This is a genomic window from Kitasatospora sp. NPDC093679, assembly GCF_040683455.1.
In the GTDB taxonomy this organism is placed as follows: Bacteria; Actinomycetota; Actinomycetes; order Streptomycetales; family Streptomycetaceae; genus Kitasatospora; species Kitasatospora arboriphila.
In genome coordinates this window covers 39,236-62,511 of the sequence record NZ_JBFBDW010000017.1, presented here as the reverse complement: position 1 = coordinate 62,511, position 23,276 = coordinate 39,236, and the positions used below count along the sequence as shown (strand labels likewise).

Genomic DNA, 23,276 nt, shown 5'->3' with positions numbered 1-23,276 from the left:
GGTGAGCGCGGAGAGCCCCGTCCAGTGGAGCGAGCAGGATCGGCTGCTGCTCGAGGAGCGGGTGGCCGCCGCCGAACTGGCCTGGCTGACCCTCGACGTCGACGTCGCCACCCTCCGGGTGGAGATCGACAACTTCGCGCTGGTCCACCACCAGCTGCTCGGGCCTCTGTACGCCCGCCTCGACGAGCTGGACGCGCTGATCGCCGAGGCCGTCGCCGTCCGCACCGGGGACCCGGAGGCGCTGCGCCGCGCGGCCGAGGCCCGCAGCCGGGTCGCCGAGCCGGACGACCCGGCCGCCGCCGACCTCGCCCCCGAGCCGCCGGCCGCCGCCAAGGTCCGGCCCGACCGGGACGCCCAGCGGATCTACCGCGACCTCGCCCGCCGCGCCCACCCCGACCTCACCACCGACCCGGCCGAGCAGGAGCGCCGCTCGGCCTTCATCGCCCGGGTCAACGAGGCGTACGCGCAGGGCGACACCGCCGGCCTGGAGGAGCTGGCCGGCGAGTGGTCGACCGCCCCGGAGACCGCGCCCGACCCCGACTCCCCCGACCGGCCGGACTGGCTGCTGCGCCGCCTGGAGTGGCTGACCGCGCGGATCGGCCAGCTCGCCACCGAGCAGGTCCGCCTGGAGCGCACCCCGATGGGCGAGCTGCTGCTGCTGGCGCCGCAGGAGCCGGAGCGGCTGCTGGAGGAGCTCGCCGAGCAGCTCCTCGCCCGGGCCTCCGAGCGGCGCGCCGACCTGGAGCGGCTGCTCGGCGACGACGTCGTGCCGGGTCCGGCGCCGACCGGTCGGCACAATGGAGGGGAGGACCCCTCGCAGACCCGCCCCCGCACCCACGCCCAGGAGAATCCGACGATGTTCGCGCAAGCGCTGCCCACCACCGACGCCGCGTCCGTGCCGGCCGACGCCGCACTGCTCGACGTCCGCGAGCAGGACGAGTGGGACGCCGGCCACGTGGACGGCGCGCTGCACATCCCGATCGGCCAGGTGATCGCCCGGATCGACGAGCTGCCCGACGGCAGGCTGTACGTGCTCTGCCGGGTCGGCGGCCGCTCCGCCCAGGTCGTCCAGTACCTGGTCGCGCAGGGCCGGGACGCGGTCAACGTGGACGGCGGCATGTTCGCCTGGGAGGCCGCCGGCCGCCCGATGACCGCCGCCGACGGCCGGGACCCGTTCGTCCTCTGACCGCACCGCGGGCCGCCCGCCCGGCTCCGGGGCCCGCTCCGGCGGGCCCCCGGCCGTGCTGCCCGGGGCACTCCCCGGCCCTGTCCCCCGGCGCGCCGGTACGGCAGGATGACCGGGCGAACCGTGCCGCAGCAGCCGTAGGGGAGGACACCGCGTGCGCACCTGGTCCACCCCCGCCCTCACCGTGCTCTGCCTCTCCGGGGCCGGCATGATCGGCGGGACGGCGATCCTGCTCGCGGCGCTGTTCCTGCACAACGCCCCGTCCAACGCGCTCTCCCAGGAGTACCGGCAGCAGCTGGACGGGCTGGTCTACCCCGAGTTCGAGCAGAACTGGAAGCTGTTCGCGCCCAACCCGCTGCAGCAGAACATCACCGTCGACGCCCGGGTGCAGACCATCGCCGAGGACGGCGAGGTGCACACCCGCGACTGGACCGGCCTGACCGCCCGGGACGCGGCCGCGATACGCCACAACCCGGCGCCCAGCCACGTCGACCAGAACATGCTGCGCCGCGCCTGGGACTTCTACGAGTCCAGCCACCCCGCCGAGGACGGCGCCGTGCCGGGACAGCGCGGCAAGCTCGCCGAGGAGTACCTCAAGCGGATAGCCCTGCAGCGGTTCGGCCGCACCGCCGGCGGCGAGCGGATCCTGCAGATCCAGTTCCGCTCGGCGGCGAAGGCCGTCCCGCCGCCCGCCTGGAGCACCGAGGAGCCCGGCGAGTCCACCCCGTACAAGGAACTGCCCTGGTGGCCGGTGGACGAGGACGACTACCGGGGGCTGCTGTGAGCGGAACGGCCACCGGCCCGGTCGCGGCAGCCGATCCCGCGCCGGTCGCGGCGGCGCCGCCCACCCGCTTCGAGCGGCTCTTCGACGCCTTCACCGGCACCGTCGTCGGCCGCCGCCAGGCGGCGGTGGTCCGGATCGGCTTCGGCCTCGCCTGGCTCGGCTTCCTGCTCCGCGAGTGGCCGAACCGGCGGGTGCTGTACGGCGACCGCTCGCCGTGGTCCGCCGACCTCTCCGACCGGCTGCTCTCCGTGACCCACGCCTTCACCGTGCTCTCCTGGTCGGACGGCCGGCTCTGGTTCGAGACCGTCTACCACCTGGGGATCCTCGCCGCCGTGCTGATGGTGCTGGGCTGGCGCACCCGGGCGAGCGCCGTGCTCTTCGCCGTCACCGTGCTCTCCCTGCAGAACCGCAACGTGCTGGTCGGCGACGGCGGCGACAACGTCGTGCACCTGATGGCGATGTACCTGGTGCTCGTCCGCTCCGGCCTGGTGTGGTCGCTGGACGCCCGCCGCCGGGCCCGCCGGGAGGCGCCGGCCGCGCCCGCCGGGGAGCTGCCGGCCGTCCGCGACGCGCTCGTCACCATGCTGCACAACTGCGGCATGGCGATCATCGCCGCACAGGTGGTGCTGATCTACTCCACGGCCGGCTGGTACAAGGTGCAGGGTTCCCGCTGGCAGGACGGCACCGCCCTGCACTACCCGCTGCACCTCGACTACTTCGCCCCCTGGCCGGAGCTGTCCGCGCTGCTGGGCTCCAGCCTGCTGATCACCTTCGTGCTCAGCTACGGCACGGTGATCCTGCAGGTGGCCTTCCCGTTCACGCTCGCGAACCGGCGCCTGAAGAACGTGCTGCTGGCCCTCATGATCGCCGAGCACTCCGCGATCGCGGTCGTCCTCGGGCTGCCGTTCTTCTCGCTGGCGATGATCGCCGCCGACCTGGTCTTCCTGCCCACCGCCTTCCTGGAGCGGCTGGACGCCCGCTGCGGCCCGGCCGCCCGACGGCTCCGGGCGGCCGTACGCCTCCCGGCGGCGCGCCCGCCTTCGCCCTAGACTGCCCGACATGCCCTGGTCTGTCGCACTTCGGGAGACTGCGAAGGCCGGACTCGTCCCGGCCCGTGAACTCTCCGACCCGCGACGGGCCGTGCGCGGCGCACTCGCCGTCGGCCTGGTGCTGTTCCCGGTGCTGGCGGTCGCCGGCACCGGCCCGGCCACCTCGGCCGCGATGGGCGGATTCATCGCCGGCACCGCGACCTTCCAGCGGACCTTCCGCCCGCGCGCCTCGATCGCCGTCGGCGCCGGCCTCGGCCTCGGCATCAGCACCTTCCTCGGCTACGCTGCCGTCGGCGTCCCCGGCGCCTTCCCGGTGCTGCTCGCCGTCTGGGCGTTCGGCGCCGGGATGATCTGGGCGGTCGGCCCGACCGGCGGTACGGTCGCCGCCACCACGATCTCCGTGATGCTGGTCGTCGTCCAACTGCCCGTCAGCCTGGTCAGCGCGCTCGGCCACGGCCTGCTCTGCGCCCTCGGCGGGGCCGTCCAGGCCCTGGTCACGCTGCTCTGGCCGGTCGACCGCTGGCGCGGCCACCGCGACGCCCTCGCCGACGCCTACGCCGAACTCGGCCACTACGCCCGCCGACTGCGCCACGACCCGGTCGCCGTCCTCGACCCCGAGCCGTTCATCACCGCCCGCCGGGCCGGCGCCCTGACGGGCTGGCAGGCCCGGCACCGGCCGCCCGAGATGCGCGGCCTGCGGGGGATCGCCGAACACATCCGGCCCGCCCTCGCCGCCCTCGCCGACCCGGCGGTCGGCGCCCCCGCCGAGGGCCCCGGACGCGATCTGGCCCGCGAGGTCCTCGCCGCCGCGGCCGAGCTCCTGGACGCCGTCGCCGCCGCCGTGCGGGCCGGGGAGGCCGTCCGGCCGCCGACCAGCACCCCCGCGCTCACCCTCGCCGAGGCCGCCCAGAGCCCGGAGCTGACCGGCGCCGCCCGCCGGGCCGCCAAACGGCTCGCCTCCCAGCTCTCCCGGGCCGTCGGCGCCCTCGACCGGCAGGACCGGACCGTCGTGCGGACGAGCGGCCCGCAACTGCGCCGCCCGCCACTGCTGAAGATCGTTCCGGTCGCCCTCCAGGCCGTCCGGCGGCAGCTGCAGCCGCGCTCCGCGGTCTTCCAGCACGCCGTGCGGATGTCCGCCGTGGTCACCCTCTCCTACCTGGCCGCCCGGCCGACGGGGCTGCACCACAGCTACTGGGCGCCGCTGACCGCCGCCATGGTGATGCGGCCCGACTTCGCGCAGACCTTCAGCCGCGGCGTGGCCCGGCTGGCCGGGACGGTCGTCGGCGTGGCCGTCACCACCGCCGTCGTGCAGCTGCTGGACCCGGGCGCGTACCTCTCCGCCGCCCTCGCCGTGGTCTGCATCGCGGGCGCCTACCTGACCATCCGCACCGGTTACGCCTTCACCACCGCCTGCGTCTCCTCCTACGTGGTGTTCCTGCTCGGCCTGCAGGCCGGGAACCCGCTGGAGACCGCCCTGGAGCGGGTGCTGCTGACCCTGCTCGGCGGCGCCATCGCGCTCGGCGCCTACGCGCTCTTCCCGACCTGGCAGACCGCGCGGCTCGCGGAGCGGCTCGCCGAGTGGCTCGCCGCGGCCGGCCGCTACGGGGCGGCGGTGCTCCAGGCGTACGGCGATCCGGAGGGCCGCGACGACCGCGGGGTGCGGGACGCGCTGCTCGACTCCCGGGAGGCCCGCGCCGAGCTGATGGAGGCGCTCGAACGGGCCGACGCCGAGCCGGTCAAGCACGGCGACCGGCTGCCCGAGCTGAGCCGCAAGCAGCTCGACCGGGCCCGCACCGCGGTCGGACTCCTCGCCCGCAGCGCCGTCCTGATGGAGGCGCACGTGCCGCACCGGGACAGCCCGCCCGTCGCCGGCGCGGCCGAGTTCGCCGAGGAGCTCCAGTACGCCACCGCGATCGCCGCGGCCGGGGTGCTGATCGGCGAGCCGGTCGACTTCTCCGGGCTGCGCGAGGCCTACGCCCGCTGGGACGGGTACCCGGTCGGGGACGCCGTGCCCGGACACGAGGACCGCGCGGTGGTCGCCCGGGCCGGCGCCAAGCTGATGCTGCAGGCGCTCGGCGACCTGGAACGGGCCGTCCGGCCGCGCCGCGTACCCTCGGGGGCGTGAGCGAGACCGGAGTGCCCCACGAGGGCGAGCAGTACGACGACGCCTTCGTGCCCGACGACCGGGAGATCGGCGTCGGCCCGCACCCCGGGCCGTGGCCCGAGGGCGACCACTGGGACCGCGGGCTGCTGGCCGACGGCGACCGCCGCAACGTGGTGGACCGCTACCGGTACTGGACCCGCGAGGCGATCGTCGCCGACCTCGACACCCGGCGGCACGGCTTCCACGTGGCCGTGGAGAACTGGCAGCACGACTTCAACATCGGCTCGGTGGTGCGCACCGCCAACGCCTTCCTGGCCGGGCAGGTGCACATCGTCGGCCGGCGCCGCTGGAACCGGCGCGGCGCCATGGTGACCGACCGCTACCAGCACGTCCGCCACCACGACTCGGTCGCCTCGCTGGCCGCCTTCGCGGCCGCCGAGGGACTGCCGGTGATCGGCATCGACAACCTGCCCGGCGCCGTCCCGCTGGAGACCTACGAGCTGCCGGAGCGCTGCGTGCTGCTCTTCGGGCAGGAGGGCCCCGGGCTGACCCCGGAGGCGTGGGAGCACTCCACCGCGGTCTGCTCGATCGCCCAGTTCGGCTCCACCCGGTCGATCAACGCCGGGGCGGCCGCCGCCATCGCCATGCACGCCTGGGTGAGGGTGCACGGCGCGGGCGTCGGCCGCCCCTGAGCGCGGCTCAGCCGAACAGCAGCCGCCAGGTGTGCGGACCGGGGTAGCCGTCCGCCTCGGTGCCCGTCCAGCCCTGCGCCAGCTGGAACGCCTCGACGTTGCGCCGGTCGCTCTCCGTCCACTCGGGGCCCGGGCCGACGGTGTAGAACCCGCCGTAGCCCTTGCGGACCAGCTGCTCGCCGAGCAGCTGCACGGCGGCGTTCACCCGGCCCGGACCGAAGGCGTCCGTCCCGGGGAAGGCCTGCGACGGCGCACCCGGCACCCTCGGCACCGGGGGCACGGTCGGTACCGTCGGGACGCCGGGCACCGTCGGCACGCCGGGAACGCCGGGGACGGTGGGCACCGGCGGCGGCACCGGCTGCGGGGCCTGCGGCGGGACGTCCCGGCCGCGGTCGGCCACCAGCAGCGCCCAGGTGTCCTTGCCCGGGACGCCGTCCGCCTCGGTGCCCGTCCAGCCCTGCGCCTGCTGGAACGCCTGGGTCGCCCTGCGGTCCGCCTCGCTCCAGGTCGCGTCCGCGCCCTCGGTGTAGAACCGCCCGGCGCCGCGCTGCACCAGCATCTCGCCCAGCCGCTTCACGTACTGGTTGGTCTGGCCGATGCCGAACCACACCGACCCGGGGAAGGCCTCCCCGTCCGCCGCGGCGGCGACGCCCCGGTAGCGGTACGGCAGGTAGGAGCCCGAGTGGCTCCAGTAGGCGTACGGGGTGCTGCGTTTGATCGTGTTCGGGCTGGTCTGCTCGTACGCCGTGTAGCGGGTGTGCGAGGAGTCCGTCCAGCCGCCGAAGAGGACGGCGTGCGAGCCGCCCTGCGGGTTGGCGGAGTCGTTGTAGATCAGCGCGTCGCCGGGCTGCAGGTCGTCCTTGGCGATCCGGTCGGCGAAGTTCGGCAGCGTCCAGGTGGTCTGGCTGCTGCCCAGGCCCCAGGCCATCGAGATGAAGCCGGAGCAGTCCTGGCGGTAGCCGTCCGACCAGTACCGGCTCATCGAGTACGGCACCTTCCTGTCCACCCACACCTGGGCGCGGGCGAGGATCTCCTCGCGGGTGGTGGCGCGGAGCAGGGCGCGGGGCTGCTCGCCCTCGCCGCCGTAGGGGCCGGCGACCTCGCCCTGGGGGGAGGTCGGGGTCGGGGCGGGGGTGTCCGTGGCGGCGGCCCGCGGGACGGCGGCTATGGCGCTGGTGGCGCCGCCGAGGGCGGTGCCGACCGCGGCGACCAGCACGACGGCTCGGCGGGCTCCCCGGGCGGCCGGCCCGGCGGCCGGGGTGCGGGCGGCGTGCAGCCGCGCGAGGCTTCGGGCGCCGCAGCCGGGGCAGCCGCAGCCGCCGTCCGGCTCGACCTCGGTGAACTCCATCAGCACGGTGGGTCCCTTTCTCCGGATTCAGGAAGGGGATGTGTTCCACCGTCAGCCGACGGAATATCACCTGATAGGTAACAAAATATGACAAGTCGGTGAAGCGGAGGGGGCGCCGACGGCCGGTCAGCGGACCGGGCGGGGGAGCGCCGGGGAGAACTCGGGGGCCGTCCAGGTGAGCGGTACGGCATGGGTCAGGTCGACCGTGCGGAGGACGGTGTAGTCGACGACCGGGGCGGACGGGTCGGACCAGTCGACCTCGGCGCGGCCGGTGAGCAGCAGGGCGTCGCCGGTGTCCCAGTCGGGCAGCAGCAGGCCGGCCGCCGGGTCGAGCTCCAGGTTCCCGAGGCTCATGAACATGCTGTTGCCCGCGTACTCCGCCCAGCGCAGCCGGTTCGGCCCCAGCACCTCGACGAAGCCGGGGAAGCCGCCGCGGTGCGAGGCGTCCACCCGGCCGTCCGGGCCGGCGGTGGCCAGAAAGAAGGTGTCGGCGGCGGCGACGGCGAGCTGCCGGGGCAGCGTCAGCCGGTCGCCCGCGGTGGCGGCGGGCTCGGCGGCCGGCAGCTCGCGCGGGCTGCGCCGCTGGATGTACTTGGGGCAGTTGGCGTACACCTGCTCGGCGGTGATCCGCAGGCCGTCCGGGCCGTCCGGCTCGGAGCGGCCGTTGAGCCGCATCCGGCGCCGTCCGGCCGCGTCCAGCGCGATGGTGCCGACCTCGGCCGGCCCGGCCAGCACCTCGGCGAGCGGGTCGCCGGGGGCCGGCCGGGCGGCCACCAGCACGGCGCGGTCGCCGTCGGCGCGGACGAAGCCGGGCGGACCGGCGAGCTGGGTGGCCCAGATCCGCCCGGCAGGGTCGGCGGCGCCGACCACGATCGTCCGCCGCTCGGTGAGGAAGCGGGCCGCGACCGGCGGGATCGTGCGCCCGATCGACCGGCCGGTGTGCTCGGCCCGCTCCTGCTGCCCGGTGCGCCGCTGGACGGCGCGCTCGCCCGCGTGCCACATCCCGACTCCTAGAAGAATCCGCAGGTGGGGGCGGTGGCGTCGGGCGCGGTGGCCCCGGTCCCGGCCACCCCGGCGGGGGTGAAGATCTCCAGCCGGATGCCGTCCGGGTCGGTGAAGAAGACACCGCCCGAGTCGGCGCCCTCGCGGTGCGGGACGACCCCCTCGTGGGCGAAGTCGGCGCCGAGCTCCTTGAGGACGGCCTCGGCGGCCCGGACCTCCTCGACCGAGTCCACCCGGAAGGAGAGGTGGTGCAGCCCGGGGGCGCCGGGGGCGAAGCTGCCGGTGCTCTGCTCCCAGAGGGTGAGCACCAGGGTGCCGTCGCGGCCGAGCAGGGCGTGGCGGCGGCCGGGCTCGTCGCTCGCGGCGGCCACGTCGAGGCCGAGCAGGCGCCGGTAGAAGGCGACCGAGCGGGTCAGGTCGGTGACGTTCAGCCCGACGTGGCCGGTCTGCAGGGTGCGTGGGGCAAGGGCGGCGGTGGACACGACGCATCACTCCCGGAAGAGGGGACGGCCCGGTCGTCTAACCGGTACTTCGGGACAGTACGGGTTAGAAGATCGGGGCGCAAACCGGTATGGGGTCGTGTAATGGTTAGATAATCCGGCTACTCCCACTGCCAGCGGATGCCGACCTGGCCCGGGGGCTGGTCCGGGGCCAGCACGTGGGCGCTGGCCGAGGCGCCGATCCACAGCTGCTCGCGCTTGCGGTCGACCTCGGCGGCCGGCTCGCGCTCGAAGCGCTCGCAGTGCGCGGGGACGGCCGCCGGGTCGAAGTGCACCTGCAGCACGTACTCGCGGACCGGCACGGCGAAGAAGCGGCCGTAGTCGGTGGTCGGGCCGGTGTCCGGGATGTCCACCTCGTACTCGAAGACGGTGGAGTCGCCGAGCGCCAGCGGACGGTCCAGCAGCAGCTCGGCGACGAGCAGGCCGCTCTCCGGACGGCGCCGGACCCGGCCGAGCCGGGCGTGCCGGACGGAGGTGATCTCGGGGCAGCCGACGGCGCCCTCGTCCGCCTTGTGCACCACCACGCAGCGGGCGACCCCGCCGACGGTGGCCCGCACCACCTGGCGCATCCTCAGCAGGTGGCCGCGGCGGTTGGCGTCGACGAAGTACGCGTCGTGGATGGAGAGGCGCTCCAGGTCCCCGGTGGGCGGGGCATCCAGCTCCTCGAAGACCTCGGCGATCTCCTGCTCGCCCGGCCAGACCTGCTCCACCCGCAGGGCGTCGTGGGTGGTCGGGGCGATCCAGCGGCCGCGCGGGCGGGGCGGCCCGAGCAGCGAGGAGAGGGTGCCGCGGCGCAGCGCCAGCAGCTCCTCCAGCAGGTGGACGGCGCGCAGCGAGGCGGCCCGTTCGGGCTGGCTGCGGCCGCGCCGCCAGTAACTGAGGGTGGTGACGCTGATCCTGACGCCCTGGTGGGCGAGGGCGGCGCGGATCCGGTCGAGGCTGAGCCCGCTGGCCTCGATCGCCGCGTTCAGCACCTCGGCGAAGCCGAGCGCGCCGGCGGCGGGCGCCTGCGGCGCGGGCTGGGGCGGGACCTGGGCCGGTGCGGGGGGCTGCCCGGGCGTGCGGGCGGGCGGGGGCGCCGCGGCCCGGTCGCCGTTCGGCCGCGGCCGGCCGTACGCCGGCCCCGCGTCGCGCTCACCGACCAGCCTGAGCCGACCCGCGTGCTGCGGCTGCTGAGAACTCATCCGGATACCTCCCCCACCAGGCGAGTTCGGCGGCGTCGGCCCAGCGTTCCGTGATCGGGCTGCCACACCGAGCTGGGGGCACACCCTACGCACCGTCGAGAGGCTACGTCATCAACTCGGACATATGACAGTGGTCACGACAAGAAAGTCCCAGTTCACGGCGGATAGAAACACAGTCGCAACAGTGCGGCCGGCGCGGACCGGGAGAGGTCCGCGCCGGCCGGGGCGAGGCGGGTGTCAGGAGACGGTGAGCGCGGTGTCGTCCACGACGAAGCTGGTCTGCAGCGAGGAGTCCTCGGTGCCGGTGAACTTCAGCGTCACGGTCTGCCCGGCGAAGGCCGACAGGTCGAAGGACTTCTGCACGTAGCCGCTCGCGGCGTTCGCGTTCGAGTAGGTGGCCAGGGTGGTCGAGCCGGCCGCGACGGTCAGCTTGTCGTAGGCGGTGCTGCCGGTCTCGGCGGTGTCCACGTGCAGCCAGAAGGTGAAGGTCGCCTTGCAGCCGGCCGGGATCGACACGGTCTGCGAGACCGAGTCGGTGTGGGCGGAGCCGTAGCCGTCCATCCACGCCTTCCAGGAGCCGCCGTGCGCGGCCTCGGAGGCGCTGTTGTCGACGACGCCGGAGGAGGCCGTCCACGGCGCGGCGGTGCCGGTCTCGAAGCCGGCGTTGCCGAGCAGCTGGGCGGAGGTGCAGCCGCCGGTGGGCGGCGGGGTGGTGCCGCCGAGCAGGGCGGTGGTCAGCGAGTCGGCGACCGGGGTGCCCCAGCCGGTGACCTGGTCGTAGCCGGTCTTGGTGGAGAAGTCCTGGTTCTTGCCGGTGGTGACGTCGTGCAGCACGGTGCCGTAGCTGCTGGAGTTGGCCAGCGAGTAGAGCTTCGGGTTGGCCTCGCCGAGCACGGCCTGGCCGGCCGCCTTGGCCTTCTGGTTGAACAGCGCGGTGTAGCCGGACCACAGCGGGGCCGCGGCGGAGGTGCCGCCGTAGACCTGCCAGCCGCCCGTGGTGTAGATCGCGAAGCCGCTCGCCGGGTCGGCGTTGGAGGCGATGTCCGGCACGGTGCGCATGGTGCCGGTGACGCCGGTGCCGGTCTGCCAGCTCGGCTTGGCGAACTGGGTGGAGACGCCGCCGCCCGCGGTGCTCCAGGCGCTCTCCGAGGAGTACGCGTTGCCGCTCACCTTGAGGTTGGTGCCGCCGACGCCGGTGTTGTACGGGCTGGACGCCGGGAAGTCGACCGCCTTCACGGTGGAGCCGCTGGTCGAGCGGGTGCAGTCGCGGGAGCCGTCGTCGCCGGAGGCCGAGAAGATCGAGATGCCCTGGGCGGCGGCCTGCTTGAAGGAGTTGTTCACCGCGGTCATCGAGGACGCGGTGGTGTCCGGCTCGCAGGAGCCCCAGGAGATCGAGATGACCGAGACCCGGTTCTCCGAGACGATCTGGGCGGCCATGTCGATCTCGCCCTGGTCGCTGTTGGGGGCCTCGTAGACCAGCTGGGTGGCCTTCGGGGCGACACCGCGGACGATCTCGCTGTCCAGCTCGACCTCGCCCTGGCCGTCGCCCGGCTTGGCGTCGTAGTTGGCGCCGTCCACCGAGACGGTGGAGACCGCCGGGCCGGTCAGGCCGTACTGGCTGTCGTAGGTGCGCAGGTTGGTGGAGCTGTAGCCGTCGAACTCCCAGAGGGCGACGGTCGTCCCGGTGCCGTCCGCGCCGACCTTGTCGAGCCGGTAGGCGCCGTCGTACTGCGCCGGACCGAAGCCGCTCGGCGTCGCGTGGGGGGTGACCGCCTTCGGCTTGACGGCGCGTGAGGTGCGCACGGTGTGGTTGTCGAGGCCGGAGACGCCCTCGACCGTGCCGGCCAGCTCGGCCGGCACGCTGGCCGCCGCGTCGTTGGCGAAGAAGGTGCGCCCGCCCTGCTGCGGGTCGCTGTACGAGCTCTCGTGGGTGCCGAAGGCCTTCGCGACCTGCGCCGCGGTGCCGCGGACGTTCACCACCTGGCGGTTGGCGCTCACCGAGTCGACCGTCAGGCCCTGGCCGGTGAGATAGGCACGGACCTTCGCCACGTCCGCCTCGGTCGGGCCGTACAGCGCGGTGAACTGCGCCGGCGTCAGGTAGCGGCCGTACTCCGGGGTGCCGGGCGTGCTGACCGCCTTCAGGAAACGGTCGAGGTCGGCGGTGTTGCGCAGCTTCAGGTTCACCGAGACGGACATCGTCCGGTCGGCGGGCAGGTCGCCCTGCTTCTGCGAGCGGGCCACCGCCGGGGTCACGGTGTTCGGCAGGGCCACCCGGGAGGCGGCCTGCGGGGTCGGCGCGGCCTGGGCGGTGGAGACGCCCAGCGAAACCACGGTCAGGGGCAGGACGGCTATGGCCGCGGAAAGGGCGAGCGAGCGGGGTCGCACGGGGTCCTCCGGAAGGTGTGGGGCGTTCCGGGTTCGAAAACGCTTGCACGAAGTTCCCAGAAAGCACCCAGGAATGGGCCCATGCGGCAGCAATCGCTTGCTAAAAAACAGTCAAGTGTGGAATTCGGATCCATCAACAGAATGGATGTGAATTCATACAGTGAATGGCGTCCGGCGGTGCCGCACTACACTCGGCGGCATGGCTGACCCCCGCGACCCGCGACCGCTGATCGGCGAACCGCTCGCCCTCGATCTGCTGAACACCCGCTGGCGCGGCGCCGGGCAGCAGGACCTCCTGGCCGACCTCGACGGCTACCGCATCTGGCTCTCCTCGGCCGGCCTCACCGACCGCTGCCCCGCCGACGAAGCCTCGCTGACCGCGGTGAAGGCCGCCCGCGGCGCCCTCGACCTGCTCGTGGCCGACCCCGGCTCGGCCGAGGGCGCCGCCGCACTGAACGCCGTCCTCGCGCACGGCAGGCTCCGGCACAGCCTCGGCCCGGACGGCCCCGCCGAGACCGCCGAGGCCGACCCGCCGCAGCAGCTCGCCGCCTGGCTCGCCGCCGACGACTACCTCTCGCTGCTGCGCCGGGGCGCGCACCGCATCAAGCAGTGCGCACACCCGGCGTGCATTCTGCACTTCTTCGACACATCGCAGAACGGGCGCCGACGGTGGTGCTCGATGGCGCTCTGCGGGAACCGCTCGAAAGCCGCCCGCCATTACGAGCGGACGGCCGGCGGGCGCACGGGCGCACCGTAGGACGCCCCGGCTCTACGGCTGGGCGGGACGGCCGAGCAGCGCGGTGAGGGCGGTGCGGACCTCGGTGCGGGTGGGGTCGACCGCGGCCCAGGCCGCGTAGCCGTCCGGGCGGACCAGCAGGACGGTGTCGCGCAGCTTGCCGTGCGGGTCGGCGGGGGCCGCCGTCACCACCCGGCCGGCCCACTGGTCGGCGTACGGCTGCTCGTCGTTGGAGACCAGCACCGCGCGGCCGCCGCGCAGCGCCTCGTACAGCCGCGGCGCACCCCCGGGCTCGTCCACCGCCAGCCGCAGGTCGGGGATGCGCCGGCCGACCAGCGGGTGCGCCTCCCCGGCCGGCGGGTACGCCACCGCGAGGCCGGAGACCGCCCGCGCGCCGAACCGGGTGAGCGGGCCGAGCCGGTCCGCCGCCGCGGTCAGCACCCCGCCCGCCACCCGGGCCGGCAGGGACTGCGCCAGCGCCACCCGGATCAGCGCGCCCGAGCTGCGCAGCACGGCCTTCCCGACCGGGTGGCGCTCGCTCTGGTAGGTGTCGAGCAGGGCGTCCGGCGCCCAGCCCTGCACCGCGCCGACGAGCTTCCAGCCCAGGTTGGCGGCGTCCTGGAGGCCGGTGTTCATGCCCTGCCCGCCGGCCGGCGAGTGGCAGTGCGCCGCGTCGCCGGCGAGGAAGACCCGGCCGGAGCGGTAGGTCGGCACCTGCCGCTCGTCGCTGTGGAAGCGGGAGGACCAGCGGATGTCGTGGAGTCCGTGGTCGGTGCCCAGCACCGCGCGCAGCAGCCCGGTGAGTTCGGCCGGGTCCACCGGGGCGGCGTCCGGCAGGCCGCGGTGCCGGTCCCAGGCGATCACCCGGTACCAGCCGTCGCCGAACGGCGCGACGAAGGCGAAGCCCGCCTCGTTCGCGCCGACCGTGAGGACCTCCTCCGGCGCCTTCTCCAGCCGGGCGTCCGCGAGCATCACCGAGTCCACCACCGAGGTGCCCGGGAAGGGCAGGCCCAGCAGGTCGCGGACGGTGCTGTGCACGCCGTCCGTGCCGACCGCGTAGGCGGCCCGGTACGAGGCGGTGCCGCCGTCCTCGCGGACGTCCAGGCGCACCCCGGCGGCGTCCTGCCGCAGCCCCACCACCTCGGCGCCCCGGCGGATCACCGCGCCGGCCTTCAGCGCCCGCTCCTGCAGCAGCCGCTCGGTGTTCGACTGCGGGGTGATCAGCACGAAGGGGAAGCGGGTCGGCAGGTCGCCGAGCTCCACCCGGACCTTGCCGAACAGCCGCAGCGAGGACAGCGGTGTCCCGGTCGCGATCAGGTCGTCGGCCAGCCCTCTGGCGTCCAACTGCTCCAGGGTCCGGGCGTGCACCGCGAACGCCCGGGTCAGGTTGGACTCGGCGCCGCGCTTCTCCAGCACCGTCACCCGGACCCCCGCCGCCGCCAGGTCGCCGGCCAGCAGCAGGCCGGTGGGGCCTGCGCCGACGACCACGACATCGGAGTCGAGCTGCCTGTCAGCCATGTGTCATCTCCCGTTGGTGGTACGGCGAGCGGGCTGCGCGGTTCTCAGTCCGCTCTCACCCTCCCATCATCCCGGGCCCATCAGCCGCTGTGAGCCTCTTTGGCATGACAGAGCCCGCAACGATCCCGGCCGACACCGCTCCGGGCGGTGACACGGTACGGACGAGCCTGGTCGAGGTGGTCGTCCCGGTCTACAACGAGGAGCACACCCTGGAGCGGTGTGTCCGGCGGCTGCACGCCTACCTCTCCGAGACCTTCCCCTACCCCTACCGGATCACCGTCGCCGACAACGCCTCCACCGACGGCACCTGGCAGGTCGCGGCCGCCCTCGCCGAGGAGGTCCCCCAGGTCACCGCCGTCCACCTGGACCTCAAGGGCCGCGGCCGCGCGCTGCGGCAGGTCTGGGGCGACAGCGACGCCGACGTCGTCGCCTACATGGACGTCGACCTCTCCACCGGCCTGGAGGCCTTCCTGCCGCTGGTGGCGCCGCTGCTCTCCGGCCACAGCGACCTCGCCATCGGCAGCCGGCTGCACCGCGGCTCGGCGGTCGTGCGCGGGCCCAAGCGGGAGTTCATCTCCCGCACCTACAACCTGCTGCTGCGGGCGACCATGGCGGCCAAGTTCTCCGACGCCCAGTGCGGCTTCAAGGCGGGCCGCACCGCGGTGGTGAAGCAGCTGCTGGGCGAGGTCGAGGACAACGCCTGGTTCTTCGACACCGAGCTGCTGCTGCTCGCCGAGCGGTCCGGGATGCGGATCCACGAGGTCCCGGTGGACTGGGTGGACGACCCGGACAGCCGGGTGGACATCGTCCGCACCGCCCTCGACGACCTCCGGGGCATGGCCAGGGTCGCCCGCCGCTCGCTGTCCGGCGCCGGCGTGGTGCAGCCGCCCGAGCGGCCCGGGCAGGACCGGCTGCCGCCGGGCCTCGGCTGGCAGCTCGCGAGCTTCGCCGTGGTCGGCACGGTGTCCACGCTCGCCTACGTGCTGCTCTACCTGGGGATGCGTCAGCTGATGCCGGCGCTGGCCGCCAACTTCCTGGCGCTGGCCGTCACCGCGGTGTTCAACACCGCCGCGAACCGCCGCTTCACCTTCGGGGTGACGGGCCGGCGGGACGCGCTCAAGCACCAGATCGAGGGCGGGATCGCCTTCGTCGTCGGGCTGGTGCTCAGCAGCGGGGCGATCGCCCTGCTCGGGGCGGCCGCCCCGGCCGCCGGGCACTCCGTCGAGCTGGCCGCCCTGGTCGCCGCCAACGCACTGGCCACGCTGGTGCGCTTCGTGCTGCTGCGGGTCTGGGTGTTCAACCCGCGGCGGGCCCGCCGGTGAGGCGGCGGGCCGGGGAAGACCGGCGGCCCGCCCCCGCGGTACGGGAGCGGGCCGCCGGACCGTGCCGGACGCCGGATCAGCTGTGCCGGCGGACCTCCACCGTGCGGAACCGGCCGGCGACGAACGCGCCGTCGCAGTAGGCCGAGTTGGCGGCCGGGTTGGCACCCGTGCCGTGCAGGTCGGAGAAGGCGGCGGTCTGGTTGACGTAGACCCCGCCGGTGAGGTTCAGCGAGAGCGAGACGCCGGAGTCCAGGCAGGCCTGGACCAGGGCCTGCTCCACCTCGGGGGAGGTGGTGTAGGCGCCGACGGTCATCGCGCCCTGCTCGCGGACGCTGCGGCGCAGCAGCTCGATGCCGGCCGCGGTGTTCTCCACCGCGACGGTGAAGGAGATCGGGCCGAACTGCTCGCCCAGGAAGGCCGCCCGGTCGTCCGGCTTGTCGGCGTCGGCCTTGACCAGGGCGGGCGTGCGGATGGTCGCGCCGGGGAACTCGGCGGAGACCACCGGCCGCGGGGCGAGCGCGAGTTCGCCGAACTCGCCGCCGGCGGCCTGGGCGGTGCGCTGCAGCACGCCCGGGTTGACCACCGCGCCGAGGACGGCGGCCGCGCGGGCGTCGTCCGAGAGCAGCCCGTCGACGGCGGCGGCCAGGTCGGCGACCACCTCGTCGTAGGACTTGTCGCCCTGGTCGGTGGCGATGCCGGTGCGCGGGATCAGCAGGTTCTGCGGGGTGGTGCACATCTGGCCGCTGTACAGGGACAGCGAGAACGCCAGGTTGTTCAGCATGCCGCGGTAGTCGTCGGTGGAGTCGACCAGCACGGTGTTGACACCGGCCTTCTCGGTGTAGACGAGGGCCTGGCGGGCGTTGTCCTCCAGCCAGTCGCCGAAGGAGGTCGAACCGGTGTAGTCGATGACCTTGACCTCGGGGCGGACGGCCAGCACCTGCGCGGCGGTGCCGCCCTCGTGCTCGGCGGCCAGGCACACCAGGTTCGGGTCGAAGCCGGCCTCGGCGAGCACCTCGCGGGAGATCCGGACGGTCAGCGCCAGCGGCAGCACCGCCCGCGGGTGCGGCTTGACCAGCACGGCGTTGCCGGTGGCCAGCGAGGCGAACAGGCCGGGGAAGCCGTTCCAGGTCGGGAAGGTGTTGCAGCCGATCAGCAGCGCGGTGCCGCGCGGCACCACGGTGAACTCCTTGACCATCTGCAGCGGCTCGCGCTTGCCCTGCGGCTTCGTCCAGCCGGCGCTCTGCGGCAGCCGGGTCTGCTCGGCGTAGGCGTACGCGACGGCCTCCAGGCCGCGGTCCTGGGCGTGCGGGCCGCCGGCCTGGAAGGCCATGCCGAAGGCCTGGCCGGTGGTGTGCATCACCGCGTGCGCGAACTCGTGCGAGCGGGCGTTGATCCGGGCCAGGATCTCCAGGCAGACCGCCGCGCGGGCCGCCGGGCCGGCCGCCGCCCACGCCGGGCGGGCCGCCTCCAGCGCCTCGATCAGCGCGCCGGGCTCGGTGTGCGGGTAGCTGACGCCGAGCTCGATGCCGTACGGGGAGGTCTCGCCGCCGACCAGGTCGCCGTCGGTGGGCTGGCCCTCGACCGCGAACACGTTGCCGAGCAGGGCGTCGAAGGCCGCCTTGCCGTCCTCGGCGCCGGTCTCGCCGTACGCCTTGGGGAACTCGGGGTAGGGCGACCAGTAGTCGCGCTCGGCCATCGCGGTGAGCGCGCGGTCGAGGGTGTCCTGGTGGCGTTCGATCAGGTCGGCGACCTTGGGGTCGGGGGTCGCAGCAGCCATGGTGCGCTCCTCACAGGGGCGGGCGGGACACCCCAAAGAGTAACCGAACGATCGGTCGGGACAAGAGGGTGCGGCCGCCCGCCGCCCGGCCGCCTCCGCGGTTACGGAATGCCCAGCTCGAAGATCACGTAGCCGGCGTACCAGCCGGACGCGACGCCGGCCACGCCCAGCACCACCGCCAGCGACGGCAGGCTGAGCCGCCGCAGCCCGAGCGCCACCGGGATCGTCAGCGGGAACACCGGCAGCACGAAGCGGGAGAGCGTGCCGAACATCTGCTGGCTGCCCAGCGCCAGCACCAGCGTCCCCAGCGTGTAGACCACCAGCACCAGCGGCGGCCGCCGGGACAGGAACGGCACCAGCAGGCAGGGCAGCGCGAACAGCACCAGGACGGCGACCAGGTCCTCGGTCGGGTACGGGAAGAGGTAGGCGGTCTCGCCGACCAGGATGTTGGAGACGGCCGTGCTCGTGTACGAGCCCCAGTCGAAGAAGTGCAGCCAGCCGTAGCGCTGCAGGGTGAGGTAGCCGTCCAGGTGCCCCATCCGCCAGCCCACCCAGCCGATGTAGCCGAAGAAGCTCAGCGGCGGCAGCAGGATCGCCGTCAGCGGCCCGGCCACGCCCTCCTCCCGGCGTCGGAACAGCGCGACGGCCGCGGAGAGCGCGACACCGGCGATCAGCGTCATCGAGGTCGGCCGGCTCAGCCCCGCGACGAAGGCCACCAGGGCGGCCTGCGACCACTGCCGGGTGATCGTGAAGTAGCAGGCCCACGAGGCCAGCGCCACGAACAGCGACTCCGTGTACACCGCCCACTCGACGCCCGCCCCGGGGAAGGCGCCCCAGACCGCCGCGGCGATCACGCCGGCCCGCCTGCCGCCGAGGTGCGCCGCCACCGCGTAGATGCCGGCCGCGGCCACGAAGGAGGAGACCACCGAGACGAGCATGCCCGCGCCGTACAGCCCGAGGCCGGTGCCGTCCGACACCAGCCGGACGAGGCCCGGGTACAGCGGGAAGAACGCCGAGGAGTCCTGGTGGACGGGGAAGAACCCGCCCGGGTCCGGTATCAGCTTGGGGTCGTAGCCGATCTCCGCGATCTGCCGGTACCACCAGCCGTCCCAGGAGCCGACCACGTCCCACGGGTGCGCGCCGCCGCCGAACCGCGGCGACTGCTCGCGGAACTTGCCGGACGACTCCAGCAGCATCATGAAGACGGCGAAACCGATCAGCTTGACCGCGCCGAACAGCCCGAGCGCCGGCCCGAAGCGCGCCGCCGCCGAGCCGAACGCGCCGCGCAGCGGCTGCGGGGGCCGCCGGTCGCCGCGATCCTCCGCACCCGCCTGCACCGGATCGGCGGCGGGCCGCTGACGCGGCACCGCGGTGTCAGGTATCGCGCTCATGGACGTCGGTCCTCCGTCGCCGGTCACCCCGCCGCATGCGGGTGGCGCGGCGGAGTCTACCGCCCGCCCCCGAGCGTCCCGAAGGCCCGCGGCCGGCCGGCCGGGGCACCCTCGCGGGCACGCCCCGGGCCGACCGCGGGCGGGGCGTCAGGAGTACCAGACCTGGTCGGGGTTGCCGTTGCAGTCCCACTGCACGGCGATGGTGCCATTCGCGGTGTCGCCGCCGTAGACGCCCAGGCACTTGCCGGAGTTGCGGTTGATCAGGTGGGCGGCGCCGTTGCCGACCGAGTCGATGTACCACTGCTGGTCGGGGTTGCCGTTGCAGTCCCACTGGACCGCCACGGCGCCGTTCTTCCGGTCCATCCCGTAGACGCCGAGGCACTTGCCGGAATTCGCGTTGGTGATCGTGTAGTAGCCGCCGCCGACGCCGGAGTAGCTCCAGCGCTGGTCGGCATTGCCGTTGCAGTCCCACTGGACGGCGTCCGTGCCGTTCTCGGTCGACATCCCGTAGACGCCGAGGCACTTGCCCGAGCTGGCGGGGTGCAGCTGGCCGCTGACCAGCGCGGACGCGGTGGGGGCGGTCGCCATGGCGGCACCGCCGGCGAGCACCAGACCGGCCGAGAGGGTGGCGGCGCGCCGCATCCAGTTCGTCATGGAAGAGCCTTTCCGGTGATGGGTTGAAAGAAATGCTGAAGGACCCGTTCCGGATATTCCGGTTCGTCTACGTCCCCCCGAGAAATGGACCTTATGCGGCCCTGCGGGGGCGGAACACCGGAATTCAGGCCAGCCTGCCGGTCGTTTGGGTAGGCGCCCGTCCGGCGGTCCCGTCGGCCGCCGTCGCCGCCACCCCGCGCGGAGGCGGCACCCGGACGCCGGGGATACTCGTGCCCATGGCCGAGAACACCCCCCGTACCGCCTACACCGTCGAATCGCTGCTCGCCGTGACGGTCCGGGTCTTCAACGAGCGCGGGTACGACGGCACCTCGATGGAGGACCTCTCCCGGGCCGCCGGGATCTCCAAGTCCTCGATCTACCACCACGTCCGCGGCAAGGAGGAACTGCTGCGGCTGGCCGTCGGGCGCGCGCTGGACGCCCTCTTCGGCATCCTGGAGGAGCCCGCCGCCGAGACCGGCAAGCCGGTGGACCGGCTGGAGCACGTGGTGCGCCGCACCACCGAGGTGCTCCTCTCCGAACTCCCCTACGTGACCCTGCTGCTGCGGGTCCGCGGCAACACCGCCACCGAGCAGTGGGCGCTGGAGCGCCGCCGCGACTTCGACCACCGGGTCGCCGAACTGCTCAGGGCCGCGGTCGCCGCCGGCGAACTGCGGTCGGACGTCGAGCCCCGGCTGGCCACCCGGCTGCTCTTCGGCATGATCAACTCCATTGTGGAGTGGTACCGGCCCGGCACCCGCGGGGCGGACGGCGTCGCCGACGCCGTCGCCCACCTCGCCTTCGATGGCCTCCGCGCGCGGTAGGGCGAGCGATCCGGGGCAGGCCACCCAGGGGCCCCCGCGCCCCTGAGCGGCTGCCCCGGTGGTGCCCGGTTCAGGCGTCCGGGGGGACTTGGTCGCTCTCCTCGAAGACCAGCATGGTCTGGGTGCCCAGGACGTCCGGGATCGCCTGGATGCGGTTGAGCACCAGCTCCCGCAGGGCCCGGTTGTCGGCGGTGTGCACCAGCATCAGCACGTCGTACTCGCCGCCGACCAGCGCGATGTGCGCGACCCCGGGCAGCCCCAGCAACTGTTCGCGGATCGTCCGCCAGGAGTTCTGGACGATCTTCAGCGTGATGTAGGCGGACGCGCCCTGCCCGGACTTCTCGTGGTCCACCCGCGCGGTGAAGCCGCGGATGACGCCCTCCTCGACCATCCTGGAGATCCGGGCGTAGGCGTTGGCCCGGGAGACGTGCACCCGCTCGGCCACCGAGCGGATCGAAGCGCGGCCGTCCTGCTGCAGCAGCCGCAGGATCGCACGGTCGACACGGTCGAGCCTGGACGTCTGTTCAGCCGACATGGCCCCCCACCCTCCCTGATTGGACGTGCTGCCTCCAGTCGACCGCCGATCAGGCCGATTGTCCACCACCCTGTCGCACATCTGGTCAAGATGAACAGACGACCGAACAATCGGTAGGGAGCCCCCACCACTCCGGAGGTGCCCCGAGATGACCGTTCTCGACCACCGACACCAGGCAGCCGCCGTACCCGGCTGGCTGCCCGGTGCCACCGCCCCGCGGACCGACCCCGCCCCGCTGCTGCCGGACGACTCCCCCTTCCGTGTCCTGGGCACCCCGGCACTGGAGAAGACCGACCCGGCCCTGCTGCGCGAGCTGTACCGGCGCCTGGTCGTCGGCCGCCGCTACAACCAGCAGGCCACCACCCTCACCAAGCAGGGCCGCCTCGCCGTCTACCCGGCCACCACCGGCCAGGAGGCCTGCGAGGTCGCGGCCGCGATGGCGCTGCGCGAGCAGGACTGGCTGTTCCCCAGCTACCGCGACACCCTCGCCGTGGTCGCCCGCGGCGTGGACCCGCTGGAGGCCCTCACCCTGCTGCGCGGCAACGCCCACACCGGCTACGACCCGCGCGCCACCCGCACCGCCCCGCTCTCCACCCCGCTCGCCACCCAGGCCCCGCACGCGGTGGGCCTCGCCCACGCGGCCCGGCTGGCCGGCGACCCGGTCGTCGCGCTCGCCATGCTCGGCGACGGCGGCACCAGCGAGGGCGACTTCCACGAGGCTCTGAACTTCGCCGCGGTGCTGAACGCCCCGGTCGTGTTCCTCGTCCAGAACAACGGCTACGCGATCTCCGTCCCGCTCACCCAGCAGTCCGCCGCCCCGACCCTGGCCCACAAGGCGGTCGGCTACGGCATGCCGGGCCGACTGGTCGACGGCAACGACGCCCCCGCCGTGCACGCCGTCCTCACCGAGGCGTTCGAGCGGGCCCGGGGCGGCGGCGGCCCGACCCTCGTCGAGGCGCTCACCTACCGCGTCGAGGCGCACACCAACGCCGACGACGCCACCCGCTACCGGACGGACGACGAGGTCGCCGCCTGGCGCGAGCACGACCCGATCCTGCTGATGGAGCGCCACCTGCGTCCGCTCGGCGTCCTCGACGACACCCTCGTCCAGGAGGCCGCCGACGAGGCCGAGGCGCTGGCCGCCCGGATGCGCGCCGAGTTCCACGAGGACCCGCAGCTCGACCCGATGTCGCTCTTCGCCCACGTCTACGCCGAACCCACGCCGCAGCTGCGCGAGCAGGCCGCCCAGCTCGCCGCCGAACTGGCCGCCGAGGCCGAGGTGCACCACTGATGACGACAGTTGTCTCCGCCCGCACCAGCACCATGGCGCAGGCGCTCAACGCGGCCCTGCGCGACGCCATGCAGGCCGACCCGACCGTGCACGTCATGGGCGAGGACGTCGGCAGGCTCGGCGGCGTCTTCCGGATCACCGACGGCCTGACCGCCGAGTTCGGCCCGGACCGCTGCCTGGACACCCCGCTCGCCGAGGCCGGCATCCTCGGCACCGCGGTCGGCATGGCCATGTACGGCCTGCGCCCGGTCGTGGAGATGCAGTTCGACGCCTTCGCCTACCCGGCGCTGGAGCAGCTGTTCTCGCACGTCGCCAAGATGCGCAACCGCACCGCCGGCAAGCTGCCGCTGCCGATCACCGTCCGCGTCCCCTACGGCGGCGGCATCGGCGGCGTCGAGCACCACAGCGACTCCTCCGAGGCGTACTACGTCCAGACCCCCGGTCTGCACGTGGTCACCCCGGCCACCGTCCACGACGCCTACGGCCTGCTCCGCGAGGCCATCGCCTCCGACGACCCGGTCGTCTTCCTGGAGCCCAAGCGGCTCTACTGGGGCAAGTCCGAGTGGGACCCGGCGGCGCCCGTCGAGCCGATCGGCAAGGCCGTGCTGCGCCGCACCGGCCGCTCCGCCGTGCTGATCACCTACGGGCCCTCGCTGCCGGTCTGCCTGGAGGCCGCCGAGGCCGCCAAGGCCGAGGGCTGGGACCTCGCGGTGCTCGACCTGCGTTCGCTCGTCCCCTTCGACGAGGAGACCGCCTGCGAGGTCGTCCGGTCGGTCGGCCGCGCCGTCGTCGTCCACGAGGCCACCGGCTTCGCCGGCCCGGGCGCGGAGATCGCCGCCCGGCTCACCGAGAAGTGCTTCCACCACCTGGCCGCCCCCGTGCTGCGGGTCAGCGGCTTCGACATCCCCTACCCGGCGCCGATGCTGGAGCACCACCACCTGCCCGGGGTGGACCGGATCCTGGACGCGGTCGCCCGGCTGCAGTGGGAGGAGTGACT

The 23,276-nt window shown here is 74.1% G+C and carries 20 protein-coding genes; 10 read left to right on the top strand and 10 right to left on the bottom strand.

The annotated features are described in order from the left end of the window. Position 1: 1 nt before the first annotated feature. The 5 genes from AB0O09_RS16725 (at position 2) to AB0O09_RS16705 (ending at position 5,815) form a co-directional block, all read left to right on the top strand. Positions 2–1,186, top strand: coding sequence for a rhodanese-like domain-containing protein (locus AB0O09_RS16725; protein ID WP_344623040.1), 1,185 nt, complete (start codon positions 2–4; stop codon positions 1,184–1,186). Between the two features lie 154 nt (positions 1,187–1,340). Continuing rightward, complete coding sequence (locus AB0O09_RS16720) at positions 1,341–1,970, top strand: DUF5819 family protein (RefSeq protein ID WP_363542413.1); 630 nt, start codon at positions 1,341–1,343, stop codon at positions 1,968–1,970. Beyond that, entirely contained in the window at positions 1,967–3,019 is a 1,053-nt protein-coding gene (locus AB0O09_RS16715) for an HTTM domain-containing protein (protein WP_363542412.1), read from the top strand. The genes AB0O09_RS16720 and AB0O09_RS16715 overlap by 4 nt, the downstream gene beginning before the upstream one ends. 10 nt (positions 3,020–3,029) lie before the next feature. After that, positions 3,030–5,144: an FUSC family protein gene (locus AB0O09_RS16710; protein ID WP_363542411.1), complete on the top strand. Its 2,115-nt coding sequence runs from the start codon at positions 3,030–3,032 to the stop codon at positions 5,142–5,144. A gap of 11 nt (positions 5,145–5,155) precedes the next feature. Next, the gene (locus tag AB0O09_RS16705) at positions 5,156–5,815 is read left to right on the top strand and encodes a TrmH family RNA methyltransferase (RefSeq protein ID WP_363542463.1); all 660 of its coding nucleotides are present in this window, start codon (positions 5,156–5,158) and stop codon (positions 5,813–5,815) included. 7 nt (positions 5,816–5,822) lie between these two features. Here AB0O09_RS16705 and AB0O09_RS16700 read toward each other — a convergent pair whose 3' ends face one another. The 5 genes from AB0O09_RS16700 to AB0O09_RS16680 all read right to left on the bottom strand — a co-directional run bounded on the left by AB0O09_RS16700 (position 5,823) and on the right by AB0O09_RS16680 (position 12,234). Next, positions 5,823–7,163: a peptidoglycan-binding protein gene (locus AB0O09_RS16700; protein WP_363542462.1), complete on the bottom strand. Its 1,341-nt coding sequence runs from the start codon at positions 7,161–7,163 to the stop codon at positions 5,823–5,825. Positions 7,164–7,289: 126 nt separating this feature from the next. After that, a complete protein-coding gene (locus tag AB0O09_RS16695) occupies positions 7,290–8,165 on the bottom strand; it encodes a pyridoxamine 5'-phosphate oxidase family protein (RefSeq protein ID WP_363542410.1) in 876 nt (291 codons plus the stop codon). Between the two features lie 8 nt (positions 8,166–8,173). Further along, entirely contained in the window at positions 8,174–8,647 is a 474-nt protein-coding gene (locus AB0O09_RS16690) for a VOC family protein (protein WP_363542409.1), read from the bottom strand. 119 nt (positions 8,648–8,766) lie between these two features. Further along, positions 8,767–9,849 carry a hypothetical protein gene (locus AB0O09_RS16685; protein ID WP_363542408.1) on the bottom strand — a complete coding sequence of 361 codons (1,083 nt, stop codon included), beginning with the start codon at positions 9,847–9,849 and terminating at the stop codon, positions 8,767–8,769. 237 nt (positions 9,850–10,086) lie between these two features. After that, a complete protein-coding gene (locus AB0O09_RS16680) occupies positions 10,087–12,234 on the bottom strand; it encodes a protease pro-enzyme activation domain-containing protein (RefSeq protein ID WP_363542407.1) in 2,148 nt (715 codons plus the stop codon). 199 nt (positions 12,235–12,433) lie between these two features. On the opposite strand from AB0O09_RS16680, the gene AB0O09_RS16675 reads away from it, so the two are divergent. Beyond that, a complete protein-coding gene (locus AB0O09_RS16675) occupies positions 12,434–12,991 on the top strand; it encodes a CGNR zinc finger domain-containing protein (RefSeq protein WP_363542406.1) in 558 nt (185 codons plus the stop codon). Positions 12,992–13,003: 12 nt separating this feature from the next. Here AB0O09_RS16675 and AB0O09_RS16670 read toward each other — a convergent pair whose 3' ends face one another. After that, complete coding sequence (locus AB0O09_RS16670) at positions 13,004–14,488, bottom strand: FAD-dependent monooxygenase (protein WP_363542405.1); 1,485 nt, start codon at positions 14,486–14,488, stop codon at positions 13,004–13,006. A 104-nt stretch (positions 14,489–14,592) separates the two neighbouring features. Between AB0O09_RS16670 and AB0O09_RS16665 the strand changes: the two genes are divergently transcribed. Beyond that, positions 14,593–15,810, top strand: coding sequence for a dolichyl-phosphate beta-glucosyltransferase (locus tag AB0O09_RS16665; RefSeq protein ID WP_363542404.1), 1,218 nt, complete (start codon positions 14,593–14,595; stop codon positions 15,808–15,810). Between the two features lie 76 nt (positions 15,811–15,886). Here the strand turns inward: AB0O09_RS16665 and paaN are convergent, their stop codons facing one another. From paaN to AB0O09_RS16650, 3 genes are all read right to left on the bottom strand, one after another. Beyond that, positions 15,887–17,587 carry a phenylacetic acid degradation protein PaaN gene (gene paaN, locus AB0O09_RS16660; RefSeq protein ID WP_363542403.1) on the bottom strand — a complete coding sequence of 567 codons (1,701 nt, stop codon included), beginning with the start codon at positions 17,585–17,587 and terminating at the stop codon, positions 15,887–15,889. Between the two features lie 101 nt (positions 17,588–17,688). Further along, positions 17,689–18,978: a hypothetical protein gene (locus AB0O09_RS16655; protein ID WP_363542402.1), complete on the bottom strand. Its 1,290-nt coding sequence runs from the start codon at positions 18,976–18,978 to the stop codon at positions 17,689–17,691. 147 nt (positions 18,979–19,125) lie between these two features. Continuing rightward, positions 19,126–19,632, bottom strand: coding sequence for an RICIN domain-containing protein (locus tag AB0O09_RS16650; RefSeq protein ID WP_363542401.1), 507 nt, complete (start codon positions 19,630–19,632; stop codon positions 19,126–19,128). Positions 19,633–19,868: 236 nt separating this feature from the next. Here AB0O09_RS16650 and AB0O09_RS16645 point away from each other — a divergent pair, with 236 nt between their 5' ends. Beyond that, entirely contained in the window at positions 19,869–20,453 is a 585-nt protein-coding gene (locus tag AB0O09_RS16645; protein WP_344623055.1) for a TetR/AcrR family transcriptional regulator, read from the top strand. A 70-nt stretch (positions 20,454–20,523) separates the two neighbouring features. On the opposite strand, the gene AB0O09_RS16640 is transcribed toward AB0O09_RS16645, so the two are convergent. Further along, the gene (locus AB0O09_RS16640; RefSeq protein ID WP_344623056.1) at positions 20,524–20,988 is read right to left on the bottom strand and encodes an Lrp/AsnC family transcriptional regulator; all 465 of its coding nucleotides are present in this window, start codon (positions 20,986–20,988) and stop codon (positions 20,524–20,526) included. Positions 20,989–21,136: 148 nt separating this feature from the next. Between AB0O09_RS16640 and pdhA the strand changes: the two genes are divergently transcribed. Together pdhA and AB0O09_RS16630 are read left to right on the top strand one after the other, a co-directional pair. Continuing rightward, positions 21,137–22,279: a pyruvate dehydrogenase (acetyl-transferring) E1 component subunit alpha gene (gene pdhA / locus AB0O09_RS16635; RefSeq protein WP_363542400.1), complete on the top strand. Its 1,143-nt coding sequence runs from the start codon at positions 21,137–21,139 to the stop codon at positions 22,277–22,279. Further along, a complete protein-coding gene (locus AB0O09_RS16630) occupies positions 22,279–23,274 on the top strand; it encodes an alpha-ketoacid dehydrogenase subunit beta (RefSeq protein WP_263104355.1) in 996 nt (331 codons plus the stop codon). Before pdhA ends, AB0O09_RS16630 begins: the two co-directional genes overlap by 1 nt. The last annotated feature ends 2 nt before the right edge of the window (positions 23,275–23,276 follow it).